Annotated in this window: 18 protein-coding genes, 1 tRNA gene and 1 pseudogene; 9 read left to right on the top strand and 11 right to left on the bottom strand. The window is 65.8% G+C overall.

Annotated elements, in window-relative coordinates; genetic code table 11:
* Positions 1 to 748: IniB N-terminal domain-containing protein (locus AC5Y46_RS23270; protein WP_499993320.1), on the bottom strand; the 748-nt coding region annotated here is incomplete at its 3' end.
* 260 nt (positions 749 to 1,008) lie between these two features.
* A complete protein-coding gene (locus tag AC5Y46_RS23265) occupies positions 1,009 to 1,551 on the bottom strand; it encodes an Rv0340 family IniB-related protein (RefSeq protein ID WP_499993316.1) in 543 nt (180 codons plus the stop codon).
* Positions 1,552 to 1,767: 216 nt separating this feature from the next.
* On the opposite strand from AC5Y46_RS23265, the gene iniR reads away from it, so the two are divergent.
* The 3 genes from iniR to AC5Y46_RS23250 all read left to right on the top strand — a co-directional run bounded on the left by iniR (position 1,768) and on the right by AC5Y46_RS23250 (position 8,731).
* Positions 1,768 to 4,197: an isoniazid response ATPase/transcriptional regulator IniR gene (iniR, locus tag AC5Y46_RS23260; protein WP_499993314.1), complete on the top strand. Its 2,430-nt coding sequence runs from the start codon at positions 1,768 to 1,770 to the stop codon at positions 4,195 to 4,197.
* A gap of 220 nt (positions 4,198 to 4,417) precedes the next feature.
* Positions 4,418 to 7,411 (top strand): (Fe-S)-binding protein, encoded by a 2,994-nt coding sequence (locus AC5Y46_RS23255; protein WP_499993324.1) that lies wholly within the window; start codon positions 4,418 to 4,420, stop codon positions 7,409 to 7,411.
* A gap of 30 nt (positions 7,412 to 7,441) precedes the next feature.
* Complete coding sequence (locus AC5Y46_RS23250; protein ID WP_499993312.1) at positions 7,442 to 8,731, top strand: pyridoxal phosphate-dependent aminotransferase; 1,290 nt, start codon at positions 7,442 to 7,444, stop codon at positions 8,729 to 8,731.
* A 16-nt stretch (positions 8,732 to 8,747) separates the two neighbouring features.
* On the opposite strand, the gene rfbA is transcribed toward AC5Y46_RS23250, so the two are convergent.
* From rfbA to AC5Y46_RS23235, 3 genes are read right to left on the bottom strand one after another with little or no spacing between them, the layout of a single operon-like run.
* Complete coding sequence (rfbA, locus tag AC5Y46_RS23245) at positions 8,748 to 9,614, bottom strand: glucose-1-phosphate thymidylyltransferase RfbA (protein ID WP_499993309.1); 867 nt, start codon at positions 9,612 to 9,614, stop codon at positions 8,748 to 8,750.
* Positions 9,615 to 9,616: 2 nt separating this feature from the next.
* A complete protein-coding gene (locus AC5Y46_RS23240) occupies positions 9,617 to 9,991 on the bottom strand; it encodes a nuclear transport factor 2 family protein (protein WP_499993307.1) in 375 nt (124 codons plus the stop codon).
* A gap of 11 nt (positions 9,992 to 10,002) precedes the next feature.
* Complete coding sequence (locus AC5Y46_RS23235) at positions 10,003 to 10,758, bottom strand: maleylpyruvate isomerase family mycothiol-dependent enzyme (RefSeq protein ID WP_499993305.1); 756 nt, start codon at positions 10,756 to 10,758, stop codon at positions 10,003 to 10,005.
* Between the two features lie 104 nt (positions 10,759 to 10,862).
* On the opposite strand from AC5Y46_RS23235, the gene AC5Y46_RS23230 reads away from it, so the two are divergent.
* The 3 genes from AC5Y46_RS23230 to AC5Y46_RS23220 are packed head-to-tail and all read left to right on the top strand — an operon-like array spanning position 10,863 to position 14,857.
* Complete coding sequence (locus AC5Y46_RS23230; RefSeq protein WP_499993302.1) at positions 10,863 to 12,359, top strand: HNH endonuclease signature motif containing protein; 1,497 nt, start codon at positions 10,863 to 10,865, stop codon at positions 12,357 to 12,359.
* A 34-nt stretch (positions 12,360 to 12,393) separates the two neighbouring features.
* On the top strand, positions 12,394 to 13,023 hold the full coding sequence (locus tag AC5Y46_RS23225) for a TetR/AcrR family transcriptional regulator (protein WP_499946606.1): 630 nt from the start codon (positions 12,394 to 12,396) through the stop codon (positions 13,021 to 13,023).
* A gap of 58 nt (positions 13,024 to 13,081) precedes the next feature.
* Positions 13,082 to 14,857, top strand: coding sequence for an N-acyl-D-amino-acid deacylase family protein (locus tag AC5Y46_RS23220; protein WP_499993300.1), 1,776 nt, complete (start codon positions 13,082 to 13,084; stop codon positions 14,855 to 14,857).
* 4 nt (positions 14,858 to 14,861) lie between these two features.
* Here the strand turns inward: AC5Y46_RS23220 and AC5Y46_RS23215 are convergent, their stop codons facing one another.
* The 6 genes and pseudogenes from AC5Y46_RS23215 to AC5Y46_RS23190 form a co-directional block, all read right to left on the bottom strand.
* Entirely contained in the window at positions 14,862 to 15,773 is a 912-nt protein-coding gene (locus AC5Y46_RS23215; protein WP_499993299.1) for a metal-dependent hydrolase, read from the bottom strand.
* Positions 15,774 to 15,820: 47 nt separating this feature from the next.
* Positions 15,821 to 17,153: pseudogene (locus AC5Y46_RS23210) on the bottom strand (UDP-glucose dehydrogenase family protein).
* Between the two features lie 76 nt (positions 17,154 to 17,229).
* Positions 17,230 to 18,645 carry a DUF7159 family protein gene (locus AC5Y46_RS23205; protein WP_499993298.1) on the bottom strand — a complete coding sequence of 472 codons (1,416 nt, stop codon included), beginning with the start codon at positions 18,643 to 18,645 and terminating at the stop codon, positions 17,230 to 17,232.
* A 127-nt stretch (positions 18,646 to 18,772) separates the two neighbouring features.
* The gene (locus tag AC5Y46_RS23200; protein ID WP_499993297.1) at positions 18,773 to 20,365 is read right to left on the bottom strand and encodes a DUF7159 family protein; all 1,593 of its coding nucleotides are present in this window, start codon (positions 20,363 to 20,365) and stop codon (positions 18,773 to 18,775) included.
* Between the two features lie 70 nt (positions 20,366 to 20,435).
* Entirely contained in the window at positions 20,436 to 21,008 is a 573-nt protein-coding gene (gene dcd, locus AC5Y46_RS23195) for a dCTP deaminase (RefSeq protein ID WP_499946600.1), read from the bottom strand.
* A 24-nt stretch (positions 21,009 to 21,032) separates the two neighbouring features.
* A complete protein-coding gene (locus AC5Y46_RS23190) occupies positions 21,033 to 21,719 on the bottom strand; it encodes a VldE C-terminal domain-containing protein (RefSeq protein WP_499993295.1) in 687 nt (228 codons plus the stop codon).
* A gap of 733 nt (positions 21,720 to 22,452) precedes the next feature.
* Here AC5Y46_RS23190 and AC5Y46_RS23185 point away from each other — a divergent pair.
* The 3 genes from AC5Y46_RS23185 to AC5Y46_RS23175 all read left to right on the top strand — a co-directional run bounded on the left by AC5Y46_RS23185 (position 22,453) and on the right by AC5Y46_RS23175 (position 24,705).
* Positions 22,453 to 22,944 (top strand): DUF4352 domain-containing protein, encoded by a 492-nt coding sequence (locus AC5Y46_RS23185; protein ID WP_499993293.1) that lies wholly within the window; start codon positions 22,453 to 22,455, stop codon positions 22,942 to 22,944.
* A 294-nt stretch (positions 22,945 to 23,238) separates the two neighbouring features.
* Positions 23,239 to 23,312, top strand: a tRNA-Gly gene (locus tag AC5Y46_RS23180).
* A 484-nt stretch (positions 23,313 to 23,796) separates the two neighbouring features.
* Positions 23,797 to 24,705 carry a Fic family protein gene (locus AC5Y46_RS23175; RefSeq protein ID WP_499993291.1) on the top strand — a complete coding sequence of 303 codons (909 nt, stop codon included), beginning with the start codon at positions 23,797 to 23,799 and terminating at the stop codon, positions 24,703 to 24,705.
* Positions 24,706 to 24,713: the final 8 nt, after the last annotated feature.

The following is a 24,713-nucleotide window of genomic DNA, read 5'->3' as shown; positions in this document are numbered from 1 at the left end:
CCACGGCACCACCGATGCCAGCACCGATGCCGCCACCGACGCCCAATCCGCCGCCAATGCCGCCACCGAGACCAACACCGGCCTGTCCGCCAATTCCGCCGACAACACCCGCCTGCGCGTTGAATCCCGCTTCTACTTCAAAGCCGACACCGACGCCGGCCTGCGCGCCCACACCGACTCCGGTCCCCACGCCGAGACCGACACCGGCACCAATTCCGGCTTGCACGCCGAACTCGACATCCAGACCGGCCTGAGCGCCCACACCCGCTCCGGCCACCAATCCGCCCGTCGGTCCGACAACGGGCAGTCCGGGAGCACCCACGACCGGACCCACGACGTTCGGCCCGACAAGTCCGGCATCCGCCGCGACGACGTTGGCCACTCCGAAGCCGACGTCGCCGGCAGCCAGCGCAGCGTCGGTAGCGATGAACCCGACGTCGTTCGCCACGACGCCGGCGTCGCCGACGATCGGCGCGGCGGCACCGAAAACTGGGCCGGCATCCGGGCCCGCGAAAGTCGGCGGTGCAAAGCCGTGTTGAACCGCTACCGCCTGTTGCAACCCGCCAATCGGGTCGTCCGAGGAGATGTTCAGGCCAGGCACCGCGTCTGCGGCCACCGAGGAGATCTGGGTCGGGGACACGTTGACCAGTCCGGCGCTGGTCATGGCCTGTCCGGGAGCGGCGACAAATGACCGCGCCGCCTCTTCGTTGCGGAACAGGCTAAGGATGTAGTCGACAAGCGAGGTCATTGTTGTTTCCCTTCAATCGAAACCGTGAAGCATTCGCCGAAGTGACCGGCGCTCTGTCATAAACCGTATGGATTTTGTGGGCTCAGCAAATCGGGGTCAGTTCCCCCAGCCTGTTGGAGACTTATCGGGATACCGGGGGCTACCCCATTAGGGGGTTAGGGGAATTTCGGGCTCCCTATCCCGAGCCCGGATACCGCCCTACTGACAACCGTTTGCGCACGTCAACAGCCATCTCTGACGGCGCAGACGGGGGTAAGTAATCAGCCGTGGATGCCGAAGTCGTGATGATCGGGCTGGCCGTCGTGGGGATGGGCATCCGGATGAATGATCGCGTGATCCCAGATACCGGGGTCGCTCACCGGGAACGCCGCATGTTCGAAGCCGATATGCGCCGAATCACCTCCGCTGAACAGCGCCGACGGCTCGTGCTGACCGATGCCCGCGGGCTGGGGACTCGCCGGCACATCGCCTGGCTCAGGCACAACCGAATGACTGATGACACCCCTGACCGGGGCCTGGTCATGCACCGCAGGGGCGGGGATGTGGGGCGTGAACGCATCGAAGGCGGCCGTCGCTGCCCCGCTTGCCCAGACGTTGCCGTGATCGGCGACCGGAGCTCCGACAGCGGGACCGGACATCGACAGCGAATCCGACACCATCGGAATGAGGTTGTTGACGTCAGTGCTGGTCACGTCCGTCAGATTGGCGTCGGCGATGGCTTGAGCAGGGTTCGCGGCGTAGCGCGCCGCGGCGTCGGGGTCACGCACCAGGGAGATGACGAAGTCGAGCAACGAGTTTGCCACCACGCACCTCCTTGCCGCCCCGGCCCACCTGAATCCTGCGTTAGCCAGATGCTATCGGTTACACCGACTCGCGTGTTCGGTACGAATCCCGCCCGCCCCACGCCATCGTTAGGGGATGTGACGTTAGGGGATTACCGGGGTTACGGGGCAATAAGCGGCTATGGTGAGGAAACCGCTGCTGACCACGGTGGGACATAGGGGGTGGACGACGCATCCATGACCGACTACCGGACCCACATCCCGCGACCCGCGCGCATGCTGATCGATGATGTCGCTGATGCCTCGACTGTCCCGGTGCGAGCCTTCGTGGCGGGCGGCATCGGCAGCGGCAAGACCACCACGCTGAGCGCCGTCAAAGACGCCTTGCAGCGCGCCGGAGTCCCGACACTCTCCCGCCCGCCCCGCGACGACGACCCACCTGACGCGGCGCTGCTCGTCGACGACGCCCATCTGCTTACCGATACCGAGTTGCGCCAACTGACTGATCGAGTCACCGACAGACACTCGACCGTCGTCGCCACCGCCGAAACCCACGAGCACCGGCCGGCGTTGCGGTCGCTGGCGATGGCAATCGAGCGCGACCGACCGCGTATCTCCCTGGGTCCGGTACCTGTCGACCAGCACTTGCTGGATTGCACCGCTGGTCTGCCCCTCTTGCTCCACGCGGTGTCCGACGGCGATGGGTCGCCAGAGCAATCGGCTCGACTGGCGCTTGCCGAGCGGCTGCGACGAATCGACGAGCCCGCACTGGACACGCTGCTCATCATGTCCTTGGCCCAGGAGCTGGGACCTGCCGATGTGGCTGCAGCGCTTGGTATTTCGATGGCGGACGCCCGAATCCTCGTCGACCGAACCCGGGCCAGCGGGCTCGCCCAGCCGTCGCACCCGCCCGCGTTTCTGCAACTTGTGCACGACGCGGTAGCCCAGATCGTCGGCAACGCGCACCACCGGGAGGTCGAATCCTCGCTGCTGCGTTCACAACTCGACATCTCGACGGTCACGCCGGGTCTGGCACTGCGGCTGGCCGAACATGGACTCCGCGACGAACGCCTGGCTGGCATCCTCATCCAACATGCCGCCGACACGCACGCCGATTCCGCCCATGCAGCGCGGCTCTACCGGGCGGCGGTCCAAGCGGGGGCCGAAGGGCTGAAGCCCCGTCTGGCAGACGCGCTCGTCGAAACCGGGGACTGTGCCGCGGCTGCGGCGTTGGCCGATGGTCTGCTCGCCTCACCCGATGCCGCCGAACGCGCGGCGGCGGTGCGGATCGCGGCCAGCGTCGCGACGCAAAACGGCAACTCTGCGCAGGCAGCGGACCTGTTCGGTTGGCTCGGCCCGTACCCGGACGCCGTGGTGGCGGCTGCGGCCACGATCGTGCTGACCGGGACCGGTGACCTGACGACAGCTCGCGCCGCGCTGCAGCTCAAAGACGCCGGACCGCCGAACATGGCCGCGCGTGCCTCACGCAGTCTGGCGGAAGGTCTGCTGTTGACCTTGGAACAGCCGTACCCCACTGCGATGGCAAAGCTCAGTCAAGCCATCGCCGTCGAACACTCCATCAGCGGTGCCTTTCCGGACAGTCGGGCCGCGTTGGTCACCCTGGCCGCCATCCACGGCGGCGATCCGGTGCGCGCACACAGCGTGATCGGTCGTGCCGTCCGCGCCGGGGGCGATGTGCTGTTCCGACGTCGACACCTGCTGTTGTGCGGGTGGATCAAGATGCAGGAAGGACAACTGGCATCAGCCGGCGCCGACGTCGCCGCGGCCACCGTCGGGGGGGATCTGAACCGGCGGGATGCGTTGTGGGCCGGTGCCTTACAAACCGCGATCGCTCGACGCAGTGGCGATACCGGTGCGCTGCAAAAGAATTGGTACAACGCGATGGAGGTGCTGGCCGAATACTCCCTCGACCTGTTCGGCCTACTCCCATTGGGCGAATTATGGGTCGCAGCCGCGCGGATGCGACACGTCGACCAACTGCAACACAGCCTGGATCAGGCTTTCATGCTGCTCAGTTCGCTCGGAAACCCTGCGCTGTGGTCGAACTCGCTGCACTGGGCCGGCGTACACGCGGCGATCCTGGCCAACTCGCCGGAATCCGTCGCACCACACGGGCAGGCATTGAGCACGGCGGCACCGTACAGCTCTCTCGCACAAGCACTTTCCGCGGCCGGCCGAACCTGGCTGCGCGTCCTGGCCGATCACGTCGACGCCGACGAGGTCACCGCGGCCGCGCGGGCCCTTTCCCACGTGGGGTTGACCTCGGATGCGACCAGGCTGGCCGGCCAGGCGGCCCTGCGAACACCCGATGCCCGGGTCTCGGGCGCGATGCTCCAACTCGCGCGGGACCTGAAGCTGGGAACCGGTTTCAGCGAGCCGCTAGCCGGCGCGGGCGAGCCGGCGCACACCGCCGAGCCCATGTCGGCGCCGCGTCAGCCCCCGTCGGGTTCCCCGTTGTCGGACCGCGAACGCGAAGTCGCCGAACTATTGCTGTTGGGCATGCCCTACCGCGACATCGGCGCCCAGCTGTTCATCTCGGCGAAGACGGTCGAGCATCACGTTGCCCGCATCCGCCGCCGACTCGGCGCGGGGTCACGTTCCGAGATGCTCTCGATGCTGCGCGCGATGTTGGTCCCGGAACCATGAGCCGCCGGTTGTTTGTCTGATCACACCGCAGCCCCTCCGGGCTGGTGATCTGCGCAAACTTAGGTTTGCCTTTCTCGCGGCGCATGCCACAAAGGTGTCAGTATGGGCTGGTTAAGCAGCAAAGGCGCCTCTAACGCGTTGCTGCCCTTCTGAGTGACGATGAATGAGGTGACCTTCCGTGGACCACCAGACCATCATCAGGCTCGTTGTGGGCCTGGGTATGACCGCGATCGTAGCCGCGCTGGCTCTGCGACGCGTCTGGTGGCTGTACAGGCTGGTGATGTCCGGACAGCCGACCACCGGACGAACCGACGACATCGGTACCCGCGTCTGGGCGCAGATCTCCGAAGTGTTCGGACAACGCAAACTGCTCAAGTGGTCCATCCCCGGACTGGCGCACTTCTTCACAATGTGGGGCTTCTTCATCCTGGCCACGGTCTACGTCGAGGCCTATGGCGCCCTTTTCGACTCCCACTTCCACATCCCGATCGTCGGCCGCTGGAACGCGCTGGGCTTCCTGCAGGACTTCATTGCGCTCAGCGTCCTGGCCGGCATCATCACGTTCTCGATCATCCGGTTGCGCTCCGAGCCAAAGGAATATGGTCGTTCGTCACGGTTCTACGGCTCACACACAGGCGGCGCCTGGCTGATCCTGTTCATGATCTTCCTGGTCATCTTGACCTTCGCGATCTTCCGTGGCGCGTCGGCGGTCACCGGAACGTTGCCCTACGGGGGCGGCGCGTTCTTCTCCCATGCCATGGGCGCACTGATGAGCCCGTTGGGCGTACCGGTCAACGAATGGATCGAAACCGTCGCGCTGCTGGCTCACATAGCGGTTGCGCTTGTCTTCCTAGTGATCGTGCTGAACTCCAAGCACCTGCACATCTTCCTGGCGCCGATCAACGTCACGTTCAAGCGACTGCCCGACGGGCTGGGTCCGCTGCTGCCGATCGAGGCCGACGGCAAGCCGATCGACTTCGAAAACCCGCCCGACGACGCCGAATTCGGCCGCGGCAAGATCGAGGACTTCACCTGGAAGGGCATGCTCGACTTCGCCACCTGTACCGAGTGCGGGCGCTGTCAGTCGCAGTGCCCGGCGTGGAACACCGCCAAGCCGTTGTCGCCCAAGCTCGTCATCATGGACCTGCGCGACCACTGGATGGCCAAGGCGCCCTACATCCTTGGCGAGAAGCCGAGTCCGCTGGAGAGCACCCCGGAAGGGGGCATCGGCGAAGAAGTGCGCGGCGAAAAGCACGCCGAGGAACATCACGTCCCCGAGTCCGGCTTCGGCCGCATCATGGGCTCCGGACCCGAGCAGGCGACGCGGCCGCTGGTCGGCACCCTCGAGCAGGGCGGTGTCATCGACCCGGATGTGTTGTGGTCCTGCGTAACCTGCGGCGCCTGCGTCGAGCAGTGCCCGGTCGATATCGAGCACATCGATCACATCGTGGACATGCGGCGCTATCAGGTGATGATGGAGTCGGAGTTCCCGTCCGAGCTGTCGGTGTTGTTCAAGAACCTGGAGAACAAGGGCAACCCGTGGGGGCAGAACGCCTCTGAGCGCACCAGTTGGATCGACGAGGTCGACTTCGACGTCCCGGTGTTCGGCGAGGACGTCGAAAGCTTCGCAGGCTACGAGTATCTGTTCTGGGTCGGCTGCGCCGGTGCCTACGACGACAAAGCCAAGAAGACCACAAAGGCTGTCGCCGAACTACTTTCGATCGCCGGAGTGAAGTTCATGGTGCTGGGCACCGGCGAGACGTGTAACGGCGATTCCGCGCGCCGCTCGGGCAACGAGTTCCTCTTCCAGCAGCTGGCCCAGCAGGCCATCGAAACCCTCGACGGGGTGTTCGAAGGTGTGGAGACCGTCGACCGCAAGGTCGTCGTCACCTGCCCGCACTGCTTCAACACCCTGGGCAAGGAATACCGGCAGTTGGGCAGCAACTACACCGTGCTGCACCACACCCAATTGCTGAACCGGCTGGTACGCGACGACAAGCTGGTGCCGGTGAATGCGGTGTCCCAGGAAATCACCTACCACGACCCGTGCTACCTGGGCCGCCACAACAAGGTCTACGAAGCGCCGCGCGAGCTGATCGGCGCCGCGGGAGCCACCCTCACCGAGATGCCGCGGCACGCCGAGCGCAGCTTCTGCTGCGGCGCCGGCGGCGCGCGGATGTGGATGGAAGAGCACATCGGTAAGCGCATCAACCACGAGCGCGTCGACGAGGCGCTGGCCACCAATGCCAGCACCGTCGCCGTCGCATGCCCGTTCTGCCGGGTGATGGTGACCGACGGTGTCAACGACCGGCAGGAAGAAGCGGGCCGCAGCGGCGTCGAGGTGCTCGACGTGGCTCAGGTACTGCTCGGGTCGATCGACCGCGACAGCGTGAAACTGCCGGAGAAGGGCACCGCAGCCAAAGAAGCCGAAGAGCGGGCCGCGAAAGTGGAGAAGGCGGAGCCCAAAGCCGCTGCCCCCGCCGCTCCGGTCGAGGCCGAGCCCGAGGCCGAAGAACCGGCCGAGGCCCCCGCCGAGAAGCCGGCCGCGGCAGCGCCGGTCAAGGGGCTGGGCATGGCCGGTGGGGCGAAGAGGCCCGGCGCCAAGAAGACGGCAGCCCCGGCCGCCACTACAGCCGAAGCGCCTTCGAAAACCGAAACCCCGACAGCACCGGCCAAGGGGCTGGGCATGGCAGCTGGCGCCAAGCGGCCCGGCGCCAAGAAGACGGCCGCCACGCCGGCAGAGCCGGAAGCGACCAAGGCGTCCGAACCCAAGGAAGGCGAACCCCCCAAACCCGCCGCGCCGGTCAAGGGGTTGGGTCTGGCCGCCGGCGCCAAGCGTCCCGGCGAGAAGACAGCCAAGCGTCCTGGGCCGGCGAAGCCGCAAGCGCCGACCGAAGACGCGGCGGTCGGGGGTGGCGAGGCGCCCACGGCTGAGGAGGCCAAGCCGTCGAAACCCGAGGCACCGGTCAAGGGCCTGGGCATAGCGGCCGGCGCCAAGCGGCCCGGCGCCAAGAAGAGCCCGGCCGCCAAACCCGCCACGCCCGCCGAGCCCGAACCCGAAGCCGAACCCGAACCCGAACCCGAACCCGAAGCAAAGTCCGAGTCGGAGCCGTCGGCGCCGTCCAACGGCGAGCCGGCTGCCCCGGCGACTCCCGCCGCGCCGGTCAAGGGCCTCGGACTGGCCAAGGGCGCGCGTCCGCCCGGTAAGCGCTGATCACGGTTTGACACCGATCAGCAAATATCAGTGGACAGCGATGGCAGCATGGGTGACGTGACTACGCACCAATTCACCGCGCACACCTCCGGCCATCACCGGCAGCGCGCGTTCGCGCAGTCGTCCAAGTTGCAGGATGTCCTGTACGAGATCCGCGGTCCGGTGCACGCGCACGCCGCCCGGCTGGAAGCCGAGGGGCACCGAATCCTCAAGCTCAACATCGGCAATCCGGCGCCGTTCGGGTTCGAGGCTCCCGACGTGATCATGCGCGACATGATCCAGGCGCTGCCGTATGCGCAGGGTTATTCGGACTCCAAGGGCATTTTGCCGGCCCGTCGCGCGGTGGTCACCCGCTACGAACTGGTCCCCGGTTTCCCGAAATTCGACGTCGACGACGTCTATCTCGGGAACGGCGTCTCCGAGTTGATCACGATGACGCTGCAAGCGTTGCTGGACAACGGCGACCAGGTGTTGATCCCCGCTCCCGACTACCCGCTGTGGACGGCGTCGACGTCGCTGGCGGGTGGCACCCCGGTGCACTACCTGTGCGACGAGACCCAGGACTGGCAGCCGGATATCGCCGACATCGAGTCGAAGATCACCGAGCGCACCAAGGCGCTGGTGGTGATCAACCCGAACAACCCGACCGGGGCGGTCTACAGCAGCGAAATCCTCACGCAGATGGTCGCTTTGGCACGCAAACACGAGTTGCTGCTGCTCGCCGACGAAATCTACGACAAGATCCTCTACGACGACGCCAAGCACACCAGTCTCGCGACGCTGGCGCCGGACATGTTGTGCCTGACCTTCAACGGCCTGTCCAAGGCCTACCGGGTCGCCGGATACCGCGCCGGCTGGCTGGCGATCACCGGTCCCAAGGACCACGCCAGCAGCTTCATCGAGGGGATCAGCCTGCTGGCCAACATGCGCCTGTGCCCGAATGTCCCTGCGCAGCACGCGATTCAGGTTGCGCTGGGCGGATATCAGAGCATCGACGATCTGGTGCTGCCCGGCGGCAGGCTGCTCGAGCAGCGCGACGTCGCGTGGAACAAGCTCAACGAGATCCCCGGGGTGTCCTGCACCAAGCCCGAGGGTGCGCTGTATGCGTTTCCGCGGCTCGACCCCGAGGTCTACGACATCGACGACGACGAGCAGCTCGTCCTCGACCTGTTGCTGCAGGAGAAGATCCTGGTCACCCAGGGCACCGGATTCAATTGGCCCGCACCGGATCACCTGCGAATCGTGACCCTGCCGTGGGCACGTGACCTCGCGTCGGCCATCGAGCGGTTGGGCAACTTCTTGACCAGCTACCGCCAGTAGTTGTTCAGCAGCGAAACTAGCTGCGCTGCAACAACTCCAGCAGATAACCACCGTATCCGGACTTGGTCAGCGCGCGGGCCCGTTGCTCCAGCTGCCCGTCGTCGATCCAGCCCCGTCGCCACGCAACCTCTTCGGGCACACTGACTTTCAGTCCTTGCCGCAGTTCCAGTGTGCGGACGAAGTCGGAGGCGTCCAGCAGCGAGTCGAATGTCCCGGTGTCAAGCCACGCCGTCCCGCGCGCCATCACCTCCACCGAAAGCTGACCACGGTTCAGATAGATCTGGTTCACTTCGGTGATTTCGTACTCGCCACGCGCCGACTTCTTCAGGCCCTTGGCTATCTCGATCACGTCGTTGTCATAGAAGTACAAGCCGGGCACCGCATAGTTCGACTTGGGCGTCTGTGGCTTCTCCTCCAACGACACCGCCATGCCACCAGCATCGAATTCCACCACACCGTAAGCCGACGGGTTGGCGACCCAGTACGCGAAAACCGCTCCGCCTGAGACGTTTTGGAAACGACTGAGGCGGGTTCCCAAGCCCGGACCGTAGAAGATGTTGTCTCCCAGCACCAATGCCACCGAATCATTGCCGATGTGGTCGGCTCCCAGGACAAAAGCCTGCGCCAGTCCGTCCGGGCTGTCCTGCGTCACCCAGCTGAGGTTGATGCCGAATTGCGAACCGTCCCCGAGCAGCCGACGGAAACCGGCCGCGTCATGCGGAGTGGTGATCACAAGTATGTCGCGGATGCCGGCCATCATCAGTGTGGACAGCGGGTAGTAGATCATCGGCTTGTCGTAGACCGGCAGCAGCTGCTTGCTGATTCCGATGGTGATCGGGTGCAGGCGGGTGCCCGAACCGCCGGCCAGGATGATTCCACGCATGCTCAGTCGACCCGATCGGTTTCGGTGAGTTCGGTCGCCGCCAGCGCCGACTGCAGATCTTCGTGTCGGAACACCGAGGTCACGTGGTCGCGAACCACCCGGAACGCCGACGCATTCGTGGTGATGGCTGCACCGTCCTTGCGACCGTTGATCGTCTGCTCGACCACCACCACACCGTCGCGCACATACATCCGGCCCAGCTCCGCCGTCGTGGCGAGGGAGCCCGCCCACTGACGCAGGGCCTGGTGACCCTGCGCGCCGCCGTGGGCGTCACCGAAATCGATGTCGTCACTGGACAAGCTGACCAACGTCTCGATGTCAGCGGCGTTGAGGGCGTCGTGCCACGCCAGAACGGTTGCGATCTCCGAAGTGGTCATGGCCTGCAAGTCTAGAGAGGGGTGCGATCAAGCCATCGTTGCCATACGGCGTCGTCGCCGAAGAGGTTGATTCCGGTGTCGGCCAGCGCGACTCGGCGGGTCATCGCGAGCAGCAAATCGGTGGCGCCGCCGCGCAACGCCACCGTGCCCTTGCCGTGCTCGTGTGACCACGCGATCTGACCTTCGCGCAGCCGGACCGTCCATTCGCCGGCCTCACCCAATCCGGGGTCGGTGGCGTGCAGGTGCACGGTGTCGCCGTCCTCGAGTGGCATTGGCGCACCGTCGCTTCCGGCCCGAATCACGATGCGCTCGAGGAATTCGTCGATGCCGTCGGCGGCCACGGCAGCGTCCAGCGTGAAGGTGCTGCCGATCGCGATCGCGGCATCGGCGCGATGCACAACGTTCTCGTGCAGCCGGCGGCGGATCCACCAACGTGCGGCCCGCGGCCCGAGGAAGGTCCACACCTGCGTCTCCGCGCCCGTCTGATCGACGGCATCGACCAGGAGTCGGGCACCGCCGTTCAGCCAGGAGATCGCGTCATCGAGGCCCGGCGGCGGCTTGCCGCCCTCGACGCTGCGGAAATCCAGAAAGCTGTCCATCCGGTCACGCACGATCTGCGCGGCCCAGCGGTCACCACGACCGACATGGCGAAAAAGTTGGTCGATGCTCCAGCCGGGGCAGGTCGGCACCGGCGTGGACTGATTGGCGCCGCGGATCAGCTCCCCGAACGCACGGGTCTCCCCGAGGTAGGCCGAGGCGTAATCCACTCGGACGACGCTACTCGTCGCTGGTTTATCCACACATGGCGATTCATCCACATCCGGTGTCGACCTGCCGCCACTTGTCGGTGGAGATCGCTATATTCGAAAGTATGTTCGATGACTTGAAGGGCGCTGATGACGCCACGTTGGTGTCGATCATGGACGCCGCCACGCGGGACGAAGCCGTCGAGGCGGCACGGCGGTTCGCGGCCATCGCCGAGCTCGTGGAGCGTCACGCCCCTGGACCCACTGCCACCGGGCGCTGGTCCTGCGACCATTGGGACGCGATCGCCGCCCAGATCGGCGCCGCGCTGAATATCAGCCACAATCTGGCCTCCAGCCAGATGTATCAGGCCATGGAACTGCACCAGCGGCTTCCGGCGGTCGCCGCGTTGTTCGGTCAAGGCCGGTTGAGTCTGCGGCTCGTCAGCACGATCCTCTGGCACACCAGCCTGATCAAAGACCCCACCGTGCTGGGCGTGGTGGACGCGATCCTGGCAAATGACGCGTTGCATTACGGGCCGCTCTCGTCGTCGAAGACCGCACGGGCGATCGACGCCATCATCGACCGCTACGACCCCGTCGCGGTACGGCGTTACCGCGACAGCGCCCGCGGCCGGGACGTGGTGATCAGACCAGGTGACGACGGCACCGCCGACCTGTGGGGATCGTTGCTGGCCACCGATGCCGCGGTGCTGGACCGCCGCCTCGATGACATGGCACGGCAGGTGTGTGCCGATGATCCGCGCACGCTGGGCCAGCGCCGGGCCGACGCGCTCGGCACACTGGCCGCCGGTGGTGACCGGCTGGCGTGCTGCTGTGAGGACGCCGACTGCCCTGCCAAAGTGTCCGACGCCCGCGCGGAGGCGGTGGTCATCCACGTCGTCGCCGACGCCGCCTCCCTCGACGCCGAACCCGACCCTCAAATCCACGGTGAGATACCGCTGACGCCGATCGACCCGGACAACCCGCTTCGCGCGGTGCCCAAGCCCGATCCCGAACCACCCACGCTGTGGCGACCGTCCGGGCAGATCATCGCCGGACAAACCGTGCCCGCCTCACTGCTGGCGGAGCTGATCGCGGCCGGCGCCAAGGCCTTGCCCCTGACCCATCCCACCGAAGCCGCGCCCGGCTACCGCATTCCCGCTGCGATGGCCCGCTTCGTGCGCTGCCGTGACATGACCTGCCGTTTTCCCGGCTGCGACCGGCCTGCCGTCGGCTGCGACCTCGACCATGGCATCGCCTACCCGTTCGGGTCCACCCACCCGTCCGTGCTGCGCTGTCTGTGCCGAAAACATCACCTGCTCAAGACCTTTTGGATCGGGCCACCCGGGTGGCGGGACCGGCAACTACCAGACGGCACCATCATCTGGACCGCTCCGACCGGGCATACCTATGCGACCCGCCCCGGGAGCCGGCTGCTGTTTCCCACCCTGAGCCGGCCCACCGGATCAGCTCGGGTCGTCGCCGCGCCGCAAGCAGACTGCAACATCCGTAGCGTGATGATGCCGATCCGGCGACGCACCCGCGCCCAGGTCCGCGAATACCGGATCGACGCCGAACGCGCCCTCAACGAAATCGACCTGAAGGCGGAGCGCACCGCCTGAAAACACGCCCCGCCGAGGCCGTAACGTCTCAACCATGCGCACCCACGGCTGGGGCGGTGCCAAGCCCGCGACCGACGAAGAGGCGATCGAACGCATCCTCGACGCGGCCAGCCAGGCTATCGACCAGCGTGGTGGGGACATGCGGATTGCCGACGTGGCACGAACGCTGGGCGTCTCCCGTCAGACCGTCTACAACTACTTCCCCGGCACCAACACACTCGTGGAGGCCGCCGCCACCCGCTCCGGCATGAGGTTCCTGGAGCGGCTGGCCGAACACCTGGCCGGCATGACCGATCCCGTCGACGCGCTGGTGGAAAGCCTGGCTTTCACACTGGAGTGGCTACCGAACGATCGGCACGTGCAATTGATGCTGGTGCACAACTTCACCAAGGCCTCAACCGGTGTCACCTCGGAGATGGGCATCAAATTCGGCCACGGCATCCTGGCGGGCCTGGACGTCGACTGGGCGGACGTCGGGGTCCAGGACGACGATCTCGACGATCTCGCCGAATACATGCTGCGGATATTGCAGTCGTTCATGATCGACCCGGGCCGTCCCCCGCGAACCGGCGAAGTATTGAGGACCTATCTGCGCCGCTGGGTCGCGCCCACGCTCACCTCCGAGCTGGCCAAAGCCCGGCAGCCGGAAACAACGCCGCAGTAGCCGCAGCGCCGTGCTTGGACGGTATCGGTAAGCTGTCCACTCGAGTGAGGTGAGCACATTGACTTTCGACACAGTGGTCGCAAACGGCAGGTGGTTCGACGGCACCGGAGCGCCGTCGGCCACCCGCGACATCGGCATCCGGGACGGCCGGGTGGTCGCCGTGTCGGCGGCACCGCTGGACACCGACGGTTGCCCCGATGTGATTGACGCGCAAGGCAAGTGGGTGATCCCCGGCATCATCGACATCCACACCCATTACGACGCCGAAGTGCTGGCCGCACCTGAGTTGTCCGAGTCGGTGCGCCACGGCGTCACCACGATCGTCATGGGATCGTGCTCACTGTCGACCATCCATGTCGACGCCGGCGAAGCCGCCGACCTGTTCGGCCGGGTCGAGGCGATCCCGCACGAGCACGTGGTCCGCATCGTCGGCGAGCACAAGTCGTGGACGAACGCGAGTGAGTACATCGACGCGCTGGAGTCGCTGCCGCTGGGCCCCAACGTGACGGCCTTCATCGGGCACTCCGACATGCGGACAGCGGTGATGGGCCTGGACCGGTCGACGCGCGACGACGTGCGGCCCACCGCCGCCGAGCAAGACAAGATGGAACGGATGCTGACCGAGGCGCTGGACGCCGGGTTCCTCGGGATGTCTTCGCAGCAACTGCTTTTCGACAAGATCGACGGTGACACCTGCCGGTCGCGCACGCTGCCCTCGACGTACGCCAAGGGCCGCGAACTGCGGCGCCTGAAGAACCTGCTGCGCCGCACCGGCCGGGCCCTGCAATCGGGTCCCGACATCAGCCACCCGCAGAACATCGTGTCGCAGGCGCTGCAGTCCCTCGGCATCCGCCGGCCGCACCTCAAGACCAGCCTGTTGGCCGCCGCAGACATGAAGTCGGCGCCGGGCAGCGTGTGGCTGACCAGCTTCCTGGCGGCCGTCGTGAACCGGTTCGGTGGCGACTTCCGCTTCCAGCACCTGCCGGTGCCGTTCGAGGTGTACGCCGACGGGATCGACCTGGTGGTGTTCGAGGAATTCGGGGCGGGGGCCGCCGCGCTGCACCTCAAGGACGAAGTCGAACGCAACGCACTCATGCGCGACGAGGAGTACCGCCGCCAATTCCGCAAGGACTACGACGCCAAGTTCGGTCCGCGCGCGTGGCACCGGGACTTCTTCGACGCCGAGATCGTCGCCTGCCCCGACGAGTCGGTGGTCGGCAAGTCGTTCGGCCAGGTCGGCCTCGACCGTGGTGGATTGCATCCGGTCGACGCGTTCCTCGATCTGGTACTCGAGCACGGCACCGCCGTCCGTTGGCGCACAACGATTTCCAATCACCGGCCCACGATGCTGCGACGGCTGGCGCGGATGGAGGGCTTGCAAATCGGTTTCTCGGACGCCGGGGCGCATCTGCGCAACATGGCGTTCTACAACTCCGGTCTGCGTCTGCTGCGCCACGTCAGGGATGCCGAAAAGGCGGGCCGGCCGTTCCTGTCGCCCGAGCAGGCCGTGCACCGGTTGACCGGCGAACTGGCCGACTGGTACGGACTGGATGCCGGCCACCTGCGGGTGGGCGACTGGGCCGATCTGGTGATCTTGGACCCCAAGCGTCTGGACGAGTCGCTGGATTCCTATCACGAGGCCAATGTCGAAGCCTACGGCGGACTTTCGCGCATGGTGAATCGCAACGACGAGACGGTTCAGGCGGTGTTCGTCTCCGGCCGGGCGCTGTTCCGGGACGGGCAGCCGACGGAGATCCTGGGCCGCGAGCGCACCGGCGGCTTCCTGCGAGCCGACGGCACGCCGCGCAATGTGCCGCGGGCGGTGCCGGCGTGACAGGCTAGCTCGCGGCCCTGCCGTAGTAGTGCGCCATGTCTTCGCCGGCCGCGTGGCTGGCCATCCAGGTGTGGAACCAGTCCGGCACCTTTTCGTCGGCGGGATGATGCGTCGGCCACTGCGAACGAACAAGTCCGGCAACGAGTTTCAATAGCCGCCAGCCCGAGATGTCCCGGAAGGTGGTGTGGTATCCCGGCTTGAAGTACCTGCCGACGACGGGCAGGTGCTGCCGAAGTTCGATGCTCCACACCGCGACGGTGGCCACTTCGGGCGGGACTCCGATGTCTTCGGCCGGAACCGCCGCGGCGATGCCGTCGGCGATCAGCGTCGCGATCTTGCTGACGTGGGCCATAGAGGTACGCAGAGACCGCAGCCGATACCATCTGCTGCCCACCACGCCGTCGAAGATCAGGTCGGCGCAACTCCGGTGTTCGATCTCCTCGATGTAGTGCCACAGAAACAGCGAAGCCACCCGAGAGTCCCCGTCGTACAACACATCTCGCTTCTCGATCATGAAGGTGAACAGCGGCGGGAAGGTGGCCTCCAGGCTGGCGATGTACGCCAGATGGAACTTCAGCGGTTGGGCCGCATACAAAGCCTCATAGGACGTGATGACGTCGTCGAGGGTGTCTGCGAGCGCGGGATACTGCGCGATGAGCGAGTTAACGTGCTTACGGTGCGCGGCCGAATGCTGGGCCTCTTGGGCGAGAAAGACTTCGGCCTCGGCCCGCAGGTCCGCGTCGTCGATGACCTTGAGCGCGTCTTTGACGACCAGCACGATGTAGCGCTCGAACCCGACCGCGAAAAACGAGATCAGGTTGGACATCAACGCCGCAGCGGGATTGGCGGTGTTCCATCGAAACGGCACCGATTCGTCGATGTCGAAACGCATCTTCCGGAATGCCACCGCCGTCACGGACTCATCGTACGAGCTGACTGGACAGTCAGTCAATAATGTCCAGTCTACCGTCCGGGTCGCCGAGCTCCCAGCCGGAACACCTGCCAGCCGGCACCCTCCCAGCGAGCGACATCGAGGCAGTTGCGGCCGTCGACAACCACTCGGGCGCGCACCCGGTCGGCAAGCCTTTCCGGGTCGAGGTCGACGAATTCCCGCCACTCGGTCAGCACCAACACGGCATCCGCCCGTTCACACGCTTCCTCGACCGACACTGCGTAGTTCAGCGTCGGAAACAACCGATTCGCGTTGTCCAGGGCTTTCGGGTCATAGACGTTGACCCCGGCGCCGTTGAGTTGCAGCTGCCCAGCGACGTTGAGCGCCGGCGAGTCGCGCACGTCGTCGGATTCGGGCTTGAACGCCGCGCCGAGCACCCCGATGTTGGCGCCCAAAAGCGATCCTCCGCACGCCGCGCTGGTCAGTTCGACCATGCGAGTGCGCCGGCGCATGTTGATGCTGTCCACCTCACGCAGGAACGTCAGGGCCTGGTCGGCACCCAGCTCACCGGCACGGGCCATGAACGCGCGGATGTCCTTCGGCAGGCAGCCGCCTCCGAAACCCAAGCCCGCGTTGAGGCATTGGCGTCCGATGCGCGGGTCGTGGCCGAGCGCGTCGGCGAGCACGCTGACGTCCGCGCCGGCGGCCTCGCACACCTCGGAGATGGCGTTGATGAACGAGATCTTGGTCGCCAGAAACGCATTCGCGGAGACCTTGACCAGTTCGGCGGTCTGCAAGTCGGTCACCATGAACGGCACCCCAGCGTCCAGCAGCGGTCCGTACAGTTGCCGTACCGCCGGCTCTGCGTGTTTTGAATCGTCTTGCACGCCAAGCACAATGCGGTCCGGGTTGAGAGTGTCGTGCACCGCGTAACCCTCGCGCAGGAACTCCGGATTCCAGGCGATCTCCACGTCGACGCCCTCGGGTGCCAGCGCGGCCGCCCGCCGGCCCAGTTCGGCGGCGGTACCCACCGGCACCGTCGACTTTCCGACCAGCACCGACGCCCGGGTCAGCCGGGGCACCAACGCGTCGACGACGGCGTGCACATGCCGTAGGTCGGCGCCGTACTCCCCCCTTCTTCTGCGGCGTGCCGACGCCCAGGAAGTGCACGTCGGCGAACTCGGCGGCCATGTCGTAATCGGTGGTGAAGCGCAGCCGCCCCGCAGTGAGGTTGGCCTGCAACATCTTTCGCAGGCCAGGCTCGTAGAACGGGATATCACCCCCGGCCAGCTTGGCGACCTTGCCCGGGTCGATATCGACCCCGACGACGTCATGTCCCAACTCCGCCATTCCGACCGCGTGGGTGGCACCTAAGTAACCGGTTCCGAAAACCGTGCATCGCATACCACTGTGTGTAGGTGGCTGCGATGAGCGAACGCCATCGCGACCCTGAACGGTAAGTGACGGCTATCCGGCGAGATCAGATGCCGGGGACGAAGGGGATGTTGAATCCGCCGCGGCCGCCGCCGCCACCTCGGCCACCGCCGCGGCCCCCACCGCCGCCGCCGGGGCCTTTGCCGCCCGGACCCTTGCCGATGCTCGGCGGCTTGCCGCCACCGCCGCGCCCGGGTGATTGCGGCGTGAGGATCGGCGGGATCACCGGCACCGGCACGATCACCGGAACCGGTGCGGCCGGAGCCGGAGCGGGTGCGGCCGGGGCGGGCGCCTCAACCTTGGGCGTCGGCGCCTGCGGTGCCTGCGGAACCTGCACCGGGACCTGGGGGGCAGGGGCCGGGACCTGCTCGGGGACCTGCTGCGTCGGAGCCTGCTCAGGGACCGGAACCTGCTGCGGCGCCGGAGTGGGTGCCGGAGCCTGGGGAGTCGGAGCGGGCGCCTGGGGAGTCGGCGCGGGCGCCTCGGGCGCCGGCGTGTTCGGCGCGACGGCGGCCTGGCCGGTCTGCGGCCGCGTATCCGAGGTGGTGCGAATGCTGATGCCCAGCGCGACGACCAGCGATGCCACCCCGATGACGAAGATCGACGCCAGGATGCTGCCGATCAGCGCAAAAGGCTTGCGATCGTCCTGCTCGTCCTCGACGGCGCTGTAGGCCAAGCCGCTCTCGACGTTCTCGAAGTGCACCGGGTCGACTGCGAACGGTGGCTGGACGCCGGTGCCGGGGTCTTGCGCGTAGGCCTGCGCGGCGGTCGACGACGACAACAGCGGCGTGTTCGCCGACGCCAGGGCCGCTCCCCGGGCGAGTGCGGTTTCTGGTTCCTCGGGCGCGGTCACCGGCAGCGTGGTCGCCGCCTCGAGCGCCGGTTTGATCAGCGGGATGTCGACGCCGGAGCCGACGACGAACACCGCATCCGGGTGGGTGGCGAGCGACTCGGCGCCCGACACCAACTCGGTCAATTGAGCCACCGCCGCGTCGTCGTCGTCGGGTAGCGGTTGGGTATGAATGTCGGCGATCGACCCGTCGGCGGTGTGCACCACGGCCAGAGTCGCGGTGTCGGGCTCGACGAAGAGCAGCGCAGTTTGCGCGTAGTTGGTCTCGTTACCGACCGATTGCGCCAGCGCTGCGGCGGCCAGGAAGGCCGAGACCAGCATGACGTTCTCGATCTTGCGGTTGGCCAGCGCGTCACGCAGCGCGGCGGCCTGCTCGGGGTCCCGCCAGGTCACACCGGTCGACGCCAGCTGGTAGCCACCCTCGGCCGCGCCTTCTCGAGTCCCCAGGATCGCCGAGACGACCTGCTCGGCGGCGTTGAACATCGTCGCATCGGGGTCGGCCGCGACCTCGAACTTCTCTTCCTCGACGAGGGCACCGTCGCCGTTTTCACCCTCGACCAGCACCATTCGGACTGCCGCTGGTGCCATCGACACACCAAGGACGGTGTCCACAACTCCCCCAATCGAATGCTCGGATGTCCCCCAACCCGTTATCAACAACGTACCCAGACCACCGGATGCTTTCCATCTGAGTTTGATTTGTAACGCAGATCACCGGACCTCAGGCCGGTGGACGGAGCTACCTGTGCCCACGGCCCCCGCCGCCGCCTCCGAAGGGACCGTGACCGCCGCCTCCGCCTCCGCCTCCGCCTCCGAAGGGACCGTGACCGCCGCCGCCTCCGAAGGGTCCATGCCCGCCGCCTGGACCGTGCGCGCCCGGGCCGCCGCCACCTGGGCGGCCACCGCCGCCGAAGGGGCCACGCCCACCAGGACCATCCCCGCCGAACGGTCCGCGACCGGGATTACCTCCGATGGGCCCTCGACCCGGTTTCGGCGAAGGACCCGACCGCGGGGGCTGGACGACCGGCACCCGGGGAGCCGGGTTCTCCACCCGCGGCGGGGCGGCCGGGATTGGCACGCGCGGTGCCGGCGCCTGGCGCGGTACCCGGGCTTGCGGTGGCCGCAGAACCGTCCCTGGGCTGGGGATCTGGATGGGCGGAATGATGATCGGGACCACCGGAGCGACCACTTCCGGCTCCGGCAACCGCGGCGCCGGAGCAGCCGGAGCCGGCATCTCGGGAAGGTCGGGTACCACCCGTGCCGGAACGATTGGAGCGACCGGAGCCGGCGCCGCGGCCGGGATCTGGGTCGGTAGTTGCGGCGGCAGCGCTCTGGGCGCCGACGGCGGAGCCGGCACGTCGATCTTGGGCTGCGGCGCTGCCACCGGGGCGGGCGGAGGCGCCTCGACCGTCGGCGCAACGAAATGGTTCTGCCGGGGCGTCGGAGCCAGCGCGACCGTCGGGCGGACGTTGATAGCCAACGCCACCTCCAGCGCTACCACCGCAGCGGCCGTGATGACCGCCACGCCGCTGCCGATCAACATCGCGGACCTGCGCCGTCGGCCGTCGACGGCTTCGTCTGCAACGGCGCTGTAGGCGAGCTCGCCGGGACCACCCGGGTCCTGCGCATAGGCCAACGCGGCCGTACTCGACGCGAACAACGGGGAGTTGGCCGACGCGAGCGCCGCGCCTCGAGCCAGTGCCATCTCGTGTTCTTCGGACACACTCACGGTCAGCGGGGTGGCCGCGTCCAGCAGCGGCTTGATCATCGCGACGTCGACACCGGAGCCGACCACATAGATGCCGTCGGGTCGGGCCGCCATCGATCCGACATCGGCCAGCATCTCGGCCAGCTGGCCGACCGCAGCGCCGTCGTCGGCGGCCAGTTGCCGGCGCCGGACGTCGCACAGGGAACCGTCGGCGGTCTTCACCACCGCCAACGTGGCGCTGTCGGGTTCGACGAACAGCACGCCGGTCCGCGCGTAGCCGACGGAATCACCGACCGCCTGTCCCATCGCGACCGCCGCCAGAAACGCGGAGACCAGCATGACGTTCTCGATCCTGCGGGCGGCGAGCGCGTCACGCAGCGCCGCCGCCTGCAGCTGATCGGTCCAGCTCACCCCGATGGAGGACAGCCGCAGGCCGGCCTCGACCGCGCCTTCGCGCGTGCCCAGGATGGCCTGGATCACTTGTTCGGACGAGCGCATTGTGGCCGGGTCAGTCCCGAGCCGGAACCGGTCCTCGTCGACGATGACGCCGTTGGCGTCGGCACCCTCAATCAGCGCGATCTGGGCCGCCGTCGGCGCCATCGAAACTCCGAGTACGACGTCCAAAGCCCCTCCCACGGTCTTCGCTTCAACCAAAAGGGTAGTCGCGCTAACCAAGTTGGGACCGCTGTTGCAGCTATGTAGTCCGTATGAAGTTCTGATAGGAACGCGACGGGGTGGGCCCGCGCTGACCCTGGTATTTGGACCCGACGCCAGCGCTGCCGTAGGGCCGTTCCGACGGGCTGGTCAGCCGCAGGATGCACAGCTGACCGATCTTCATCCCCGGCCACAGCGTGATTGGCAGGTTGGCGACGTTGGACAGTTCCAGCGTGATGTGGCCGCTGAAACCCGGATCGATGAAACCCGCCGTGGAGTGCGTCAACAGCCCCAGCCGGCCCAACGAGGACTTGCCCTCCAACCGTCCGGCGAGATCGTCGGCCAGGGTGACCAGCTCCAGCGTCGAGCCGAGTACGAACTCGCCGGGGTGCAGCACGAACGGTTCACCGTCCGCGGGCTGCACCAGCGTGGTCAGCTCGTCCTGCTGCTTGGCGGGGTCGATGTGGGTGTAGCGGGTGTTGTTGAAGACGCGGAACAGCGTGTCGAGCCGCACGTCGATGCTGGACGGCTGCACCAGGGCGTCGTCGAAGGGCTCGATTTGCAACCGGCCGGCGGAAATTTCGGCCTTGAGGTCACGGTCGGAGAGCAGCACGCGTGTGAGCGTATCTGCTGCCGGTCAGCGGACGTAGATCTCGTCTCCGCTGGGGTATCCGCCGCCGAGGGTGGTGACGTGGACGTGGTCGTAGTGCCCGTACCCGCCTGCTTGGGCGCCGCCCCCGGGCGTGTAGTAGGTGCCCCGCCAGATGGCGTCCTGGATGCTGAACTTGTCGGCGTTCTGCAAGACGTACGTGACGATCGCGTTGCCCAGTTCGATGCCCTCGTCGGAGCTCGGGTTGGGGATCATCACGTCTACGGCCAAGCCCTCCGGATGCCACCGCAGAGCGTCGGGGCGGACGCCGCCCATCTGGTGGATCTCGGGGAACAGGGCGCTGATGGCTCGCGCCACCAAGATGGTCTTGACCTGCAGTCCTTGTTCCGGCGCGACGCCCGCGGCCAAGATGGTCGACCCTGCGGCGGGGCGAGACCGGTCGGCCCGCGACCGCTCGGCGGGAGCCATTTCCTCGACGCTGAAGCGCAGGCGCGACGTGTCCAGCGCGGCGCCGGCATCCGAAGCCGCAATCTGCAGGCAGCATTCGGACGACGGGTCCGGGACGGTCGGCTTTGCAACGATGCGCGTGGTCGCGGGATTGACATCTCCACCGAGCGCTCCGCCCACCGCGAAGAGGACGGCGACCGGACCGATGGCTGCAGCCAGCATCGCTGGCGCTTTCGACCGCTTCCTGGCTAATGCGTGCCTGCCCACGGAAGGTCACGATACGAGATTACGAATGATAACGAAAGGGTAAACGTCCCATTCTGGGGATTTGCACGGAGCGATTGTCTATTAGCCCGGCAAATTACTTGCGGGTGATTCTGCGCTCGTCAGGCCGGTTGGCTCGCGAGCCAGTTAGACAGTTCCTCGAGCATCTGACGGGCGTATCCGCGCCAGAACCAGCCGAAGGCCGGCATCGTCGACGCTGCCGGTCATGAGCGCGGAAACATGTTGTAGCGCCACGTGATTCGGGTGCCGGTGCAGCCGGGGTGAACAAGAATTCCCCGTCGATCTTGGTGAGGAGAGGACCCTTGAAGTCGGTGATGTTGTATCGCCACTCGTGTGGCTCATCCACGGCGACGACGGTCTCCCGGATGCTGCCTCCGCCGGCCAACTCCAGCACCCAGGTCTGCCCCAACAGATCCGTTCCAGTTATTTGCGTCACGTCTGATCACGGGGGTCGGTCCGTGCCGGGCCGGAATATGGTGGGGTACGTCCACCTCGGTGATGGGCCCGCGCTGCTCGCTTACCGTCAAGGACGCGGCTTCGCTCAAGAGGGTTCACTATGTGCATAGCCAAATGCGGAACCTCTGAGGCAACACCAGCGACCGACGTAGTGTCCAATCAGCGACAGCACGTGGCAAGCGCAGTCGATTATTTGAGGTTCGGTACCGCTAGACGCCGATACTGCCTACACTCACACCCACCTACCAGGAGGTATCACTTGTTCTACAGGAACGTCGTCGTAGCAATTTTTGCCGCAAGCTTCCTCATGCTGTCGGGCTGCGGAACGGCTACAACGTCCAGCAAATCCAGTTCAGCAGCGAGGCAACCGGCAGCCAGGATCGGAACCCCGGTACGCGATGGGAAGTTTGAGTTCATCGTGACTTCCGTTGACCGGTCGAAGATCGCCGGCGATCCTACGAACGAGTTCATGCAGTCCACCGCGCAAGGCGAGTACGTCAACGTGCACTTGTCGGTAAAGAACATCGGAGATGAGGCGCAGTCATACTTCGCCCAAAATCAGAAGCTCATCGTGAACGGCAAGAAGTTCGATGCCGCATCGGTATTGGGTGTCAAGGGAGATAGCGATTCCCTGAACCCAGGGCTTGGCGTCGACACAGTAGTGTCGTTCGACGTTCCGCCAGGGACAGTCCCAACTTCTATTGAACTGCACGACTCCGCGTTCAGCGGCGGTGCAACAGTACAGCTCTGATTCGCCGAACCCGGTCAGCCCTGCGTCCCATCCTTGGCATGGGGCCTTCTGGCAATCGCCAGTGTTGCTACCCCGTCATTCACATCCAGATCGCACACCGCGGCAACACCCCGGACGGCGTCCCCGTCGCATACATCGGACACTGCGATCCGGGCGCTCACCATGCGGTTGTATGCTCACTCGCAAGACGACGCCCTGCACGTCGCCACGAATGCTTTGCAACATTGAGTGCAATCTCGGCACTCGTTTGATGTCGGACATTCAAGGTCATATACGCAGGTCAGAGTCCTTATCGCCGATGTAGTTCAATGGCAGAACATCAGCTTCCCAAGCTGAATACGCGGGTTCGATTCCCGTCATCGGCTCCAAATTGAGCTGGACTGAAGCGTCGATCTTTAATCGCCGAGGGGTCGTAGGCCCGCGATCGGTCCGCAGTCTCGCGCGGCAGGTGGCGTTTGGGCCGGCCGCAGCCCCGGCCCGCACGGGGCCCGACCTGGTGCACGAGTCATTGACATTGTCATACCCTCACGGTGAGCGTTATTATTTATCATCATGATGGTTTGTTAGGAGATAAGCATCACGTTATTCGAAGCTCCTGATCTCGATGCCCGCGAGCGAGAGGTCATCGCAGAGACCGAGCAACTGCGACAGAGCCTTCGCCACCGGCTTCACGAACCAAGGCGGTGGACGGGCTCACTGCGCCGCGTTCAGTTCGCCCGCGCGGTACAAGGTTCGAACAGCATCGAAGGATATGAGGCCAAGCTCGACGACGCCATAGCTATCGAAATGGGAGAACCAGCGCTCGACGCGAGCGTAGAAACGAGCTTGGCTATCCGAGGCTACCGAGACGCGATGACATACGTCTTGCAACTGGCAGAGGAACCCAACTTCCACTTCGGCGAGCAGCTGATCAAAAGCTTGCACTTTATGATGACGCAGTACGACCTCAAAAATCGCCCCGGGCGGTGGCGTAGTGGGCCGGTATACGTGCAGAAGGGAGAGACCGGTGAAATTGTTTACGAGGGCGTTGAGGTCGAGCAAGTAAACCCGCTAATGCACGAACTGGTGCGCCACCTTGAGCTTGATGAAAGCTGCCCCATTATCATTAAAGCCGCGATGGCGCATCTCAATCTTGTACTTATTCATCCCTTTCGGGACGGCAACGGCAGAATGGCACGTTGCCTCCAAACGTTGGTCCTCGCACGTGATGGAATCTTATCGCCCGTCTTCTCCAGCATCGAAGAGTATCTAGGGCGCAACACCCGCGACTACTACGATGTGTTAGCGCAGGTTGGTGGGGGATCGTGGAAACCATGGAACGATCCACGGCCCTGGGTCCGTTTCGTCCTCACCGCGCACCTGCGTAGCGCGAAAACGATGCTCCGTCGTACAAATGAAATCGAAACTCTTTATCTTGAGTTGGACCGCGTCATCACACGCCACAGCCTTCCCGAGCGGACTATTGATGCGCTGTTCGACGCGGCCATGCGTATGCGTGTCCGGCGGTCTGTGTACAAAGCAATTCTGAAGAGTCAGGGCAATGAGCCCATAAGCGATCAAACTGCTACACGCGACTTGCAAAGCCTTGCCAATCTCGGGCTGCTAATTCCGCATGGCGAGAAAAGGGGCAGGTACTACACTGCCGGGGAGCAGATAGCTGCAATCCGCAAGTCATTAATCGGTAGACGCACTCCAAAGGATGAAACCGATCCATTCAGTGCGCAGGCTGTTACACCGACTGACCTGGGGGAACTTTCCTAGGCCAAGGC

This window comes from Mycobacterium sp. NGS59, assembly GCF_059812345.1.
The sequence above is the reverse complement of the archived record's forward strand: the minus strand, read 5'-3'. Positions and strand labels throughout refer to the sequence as shown.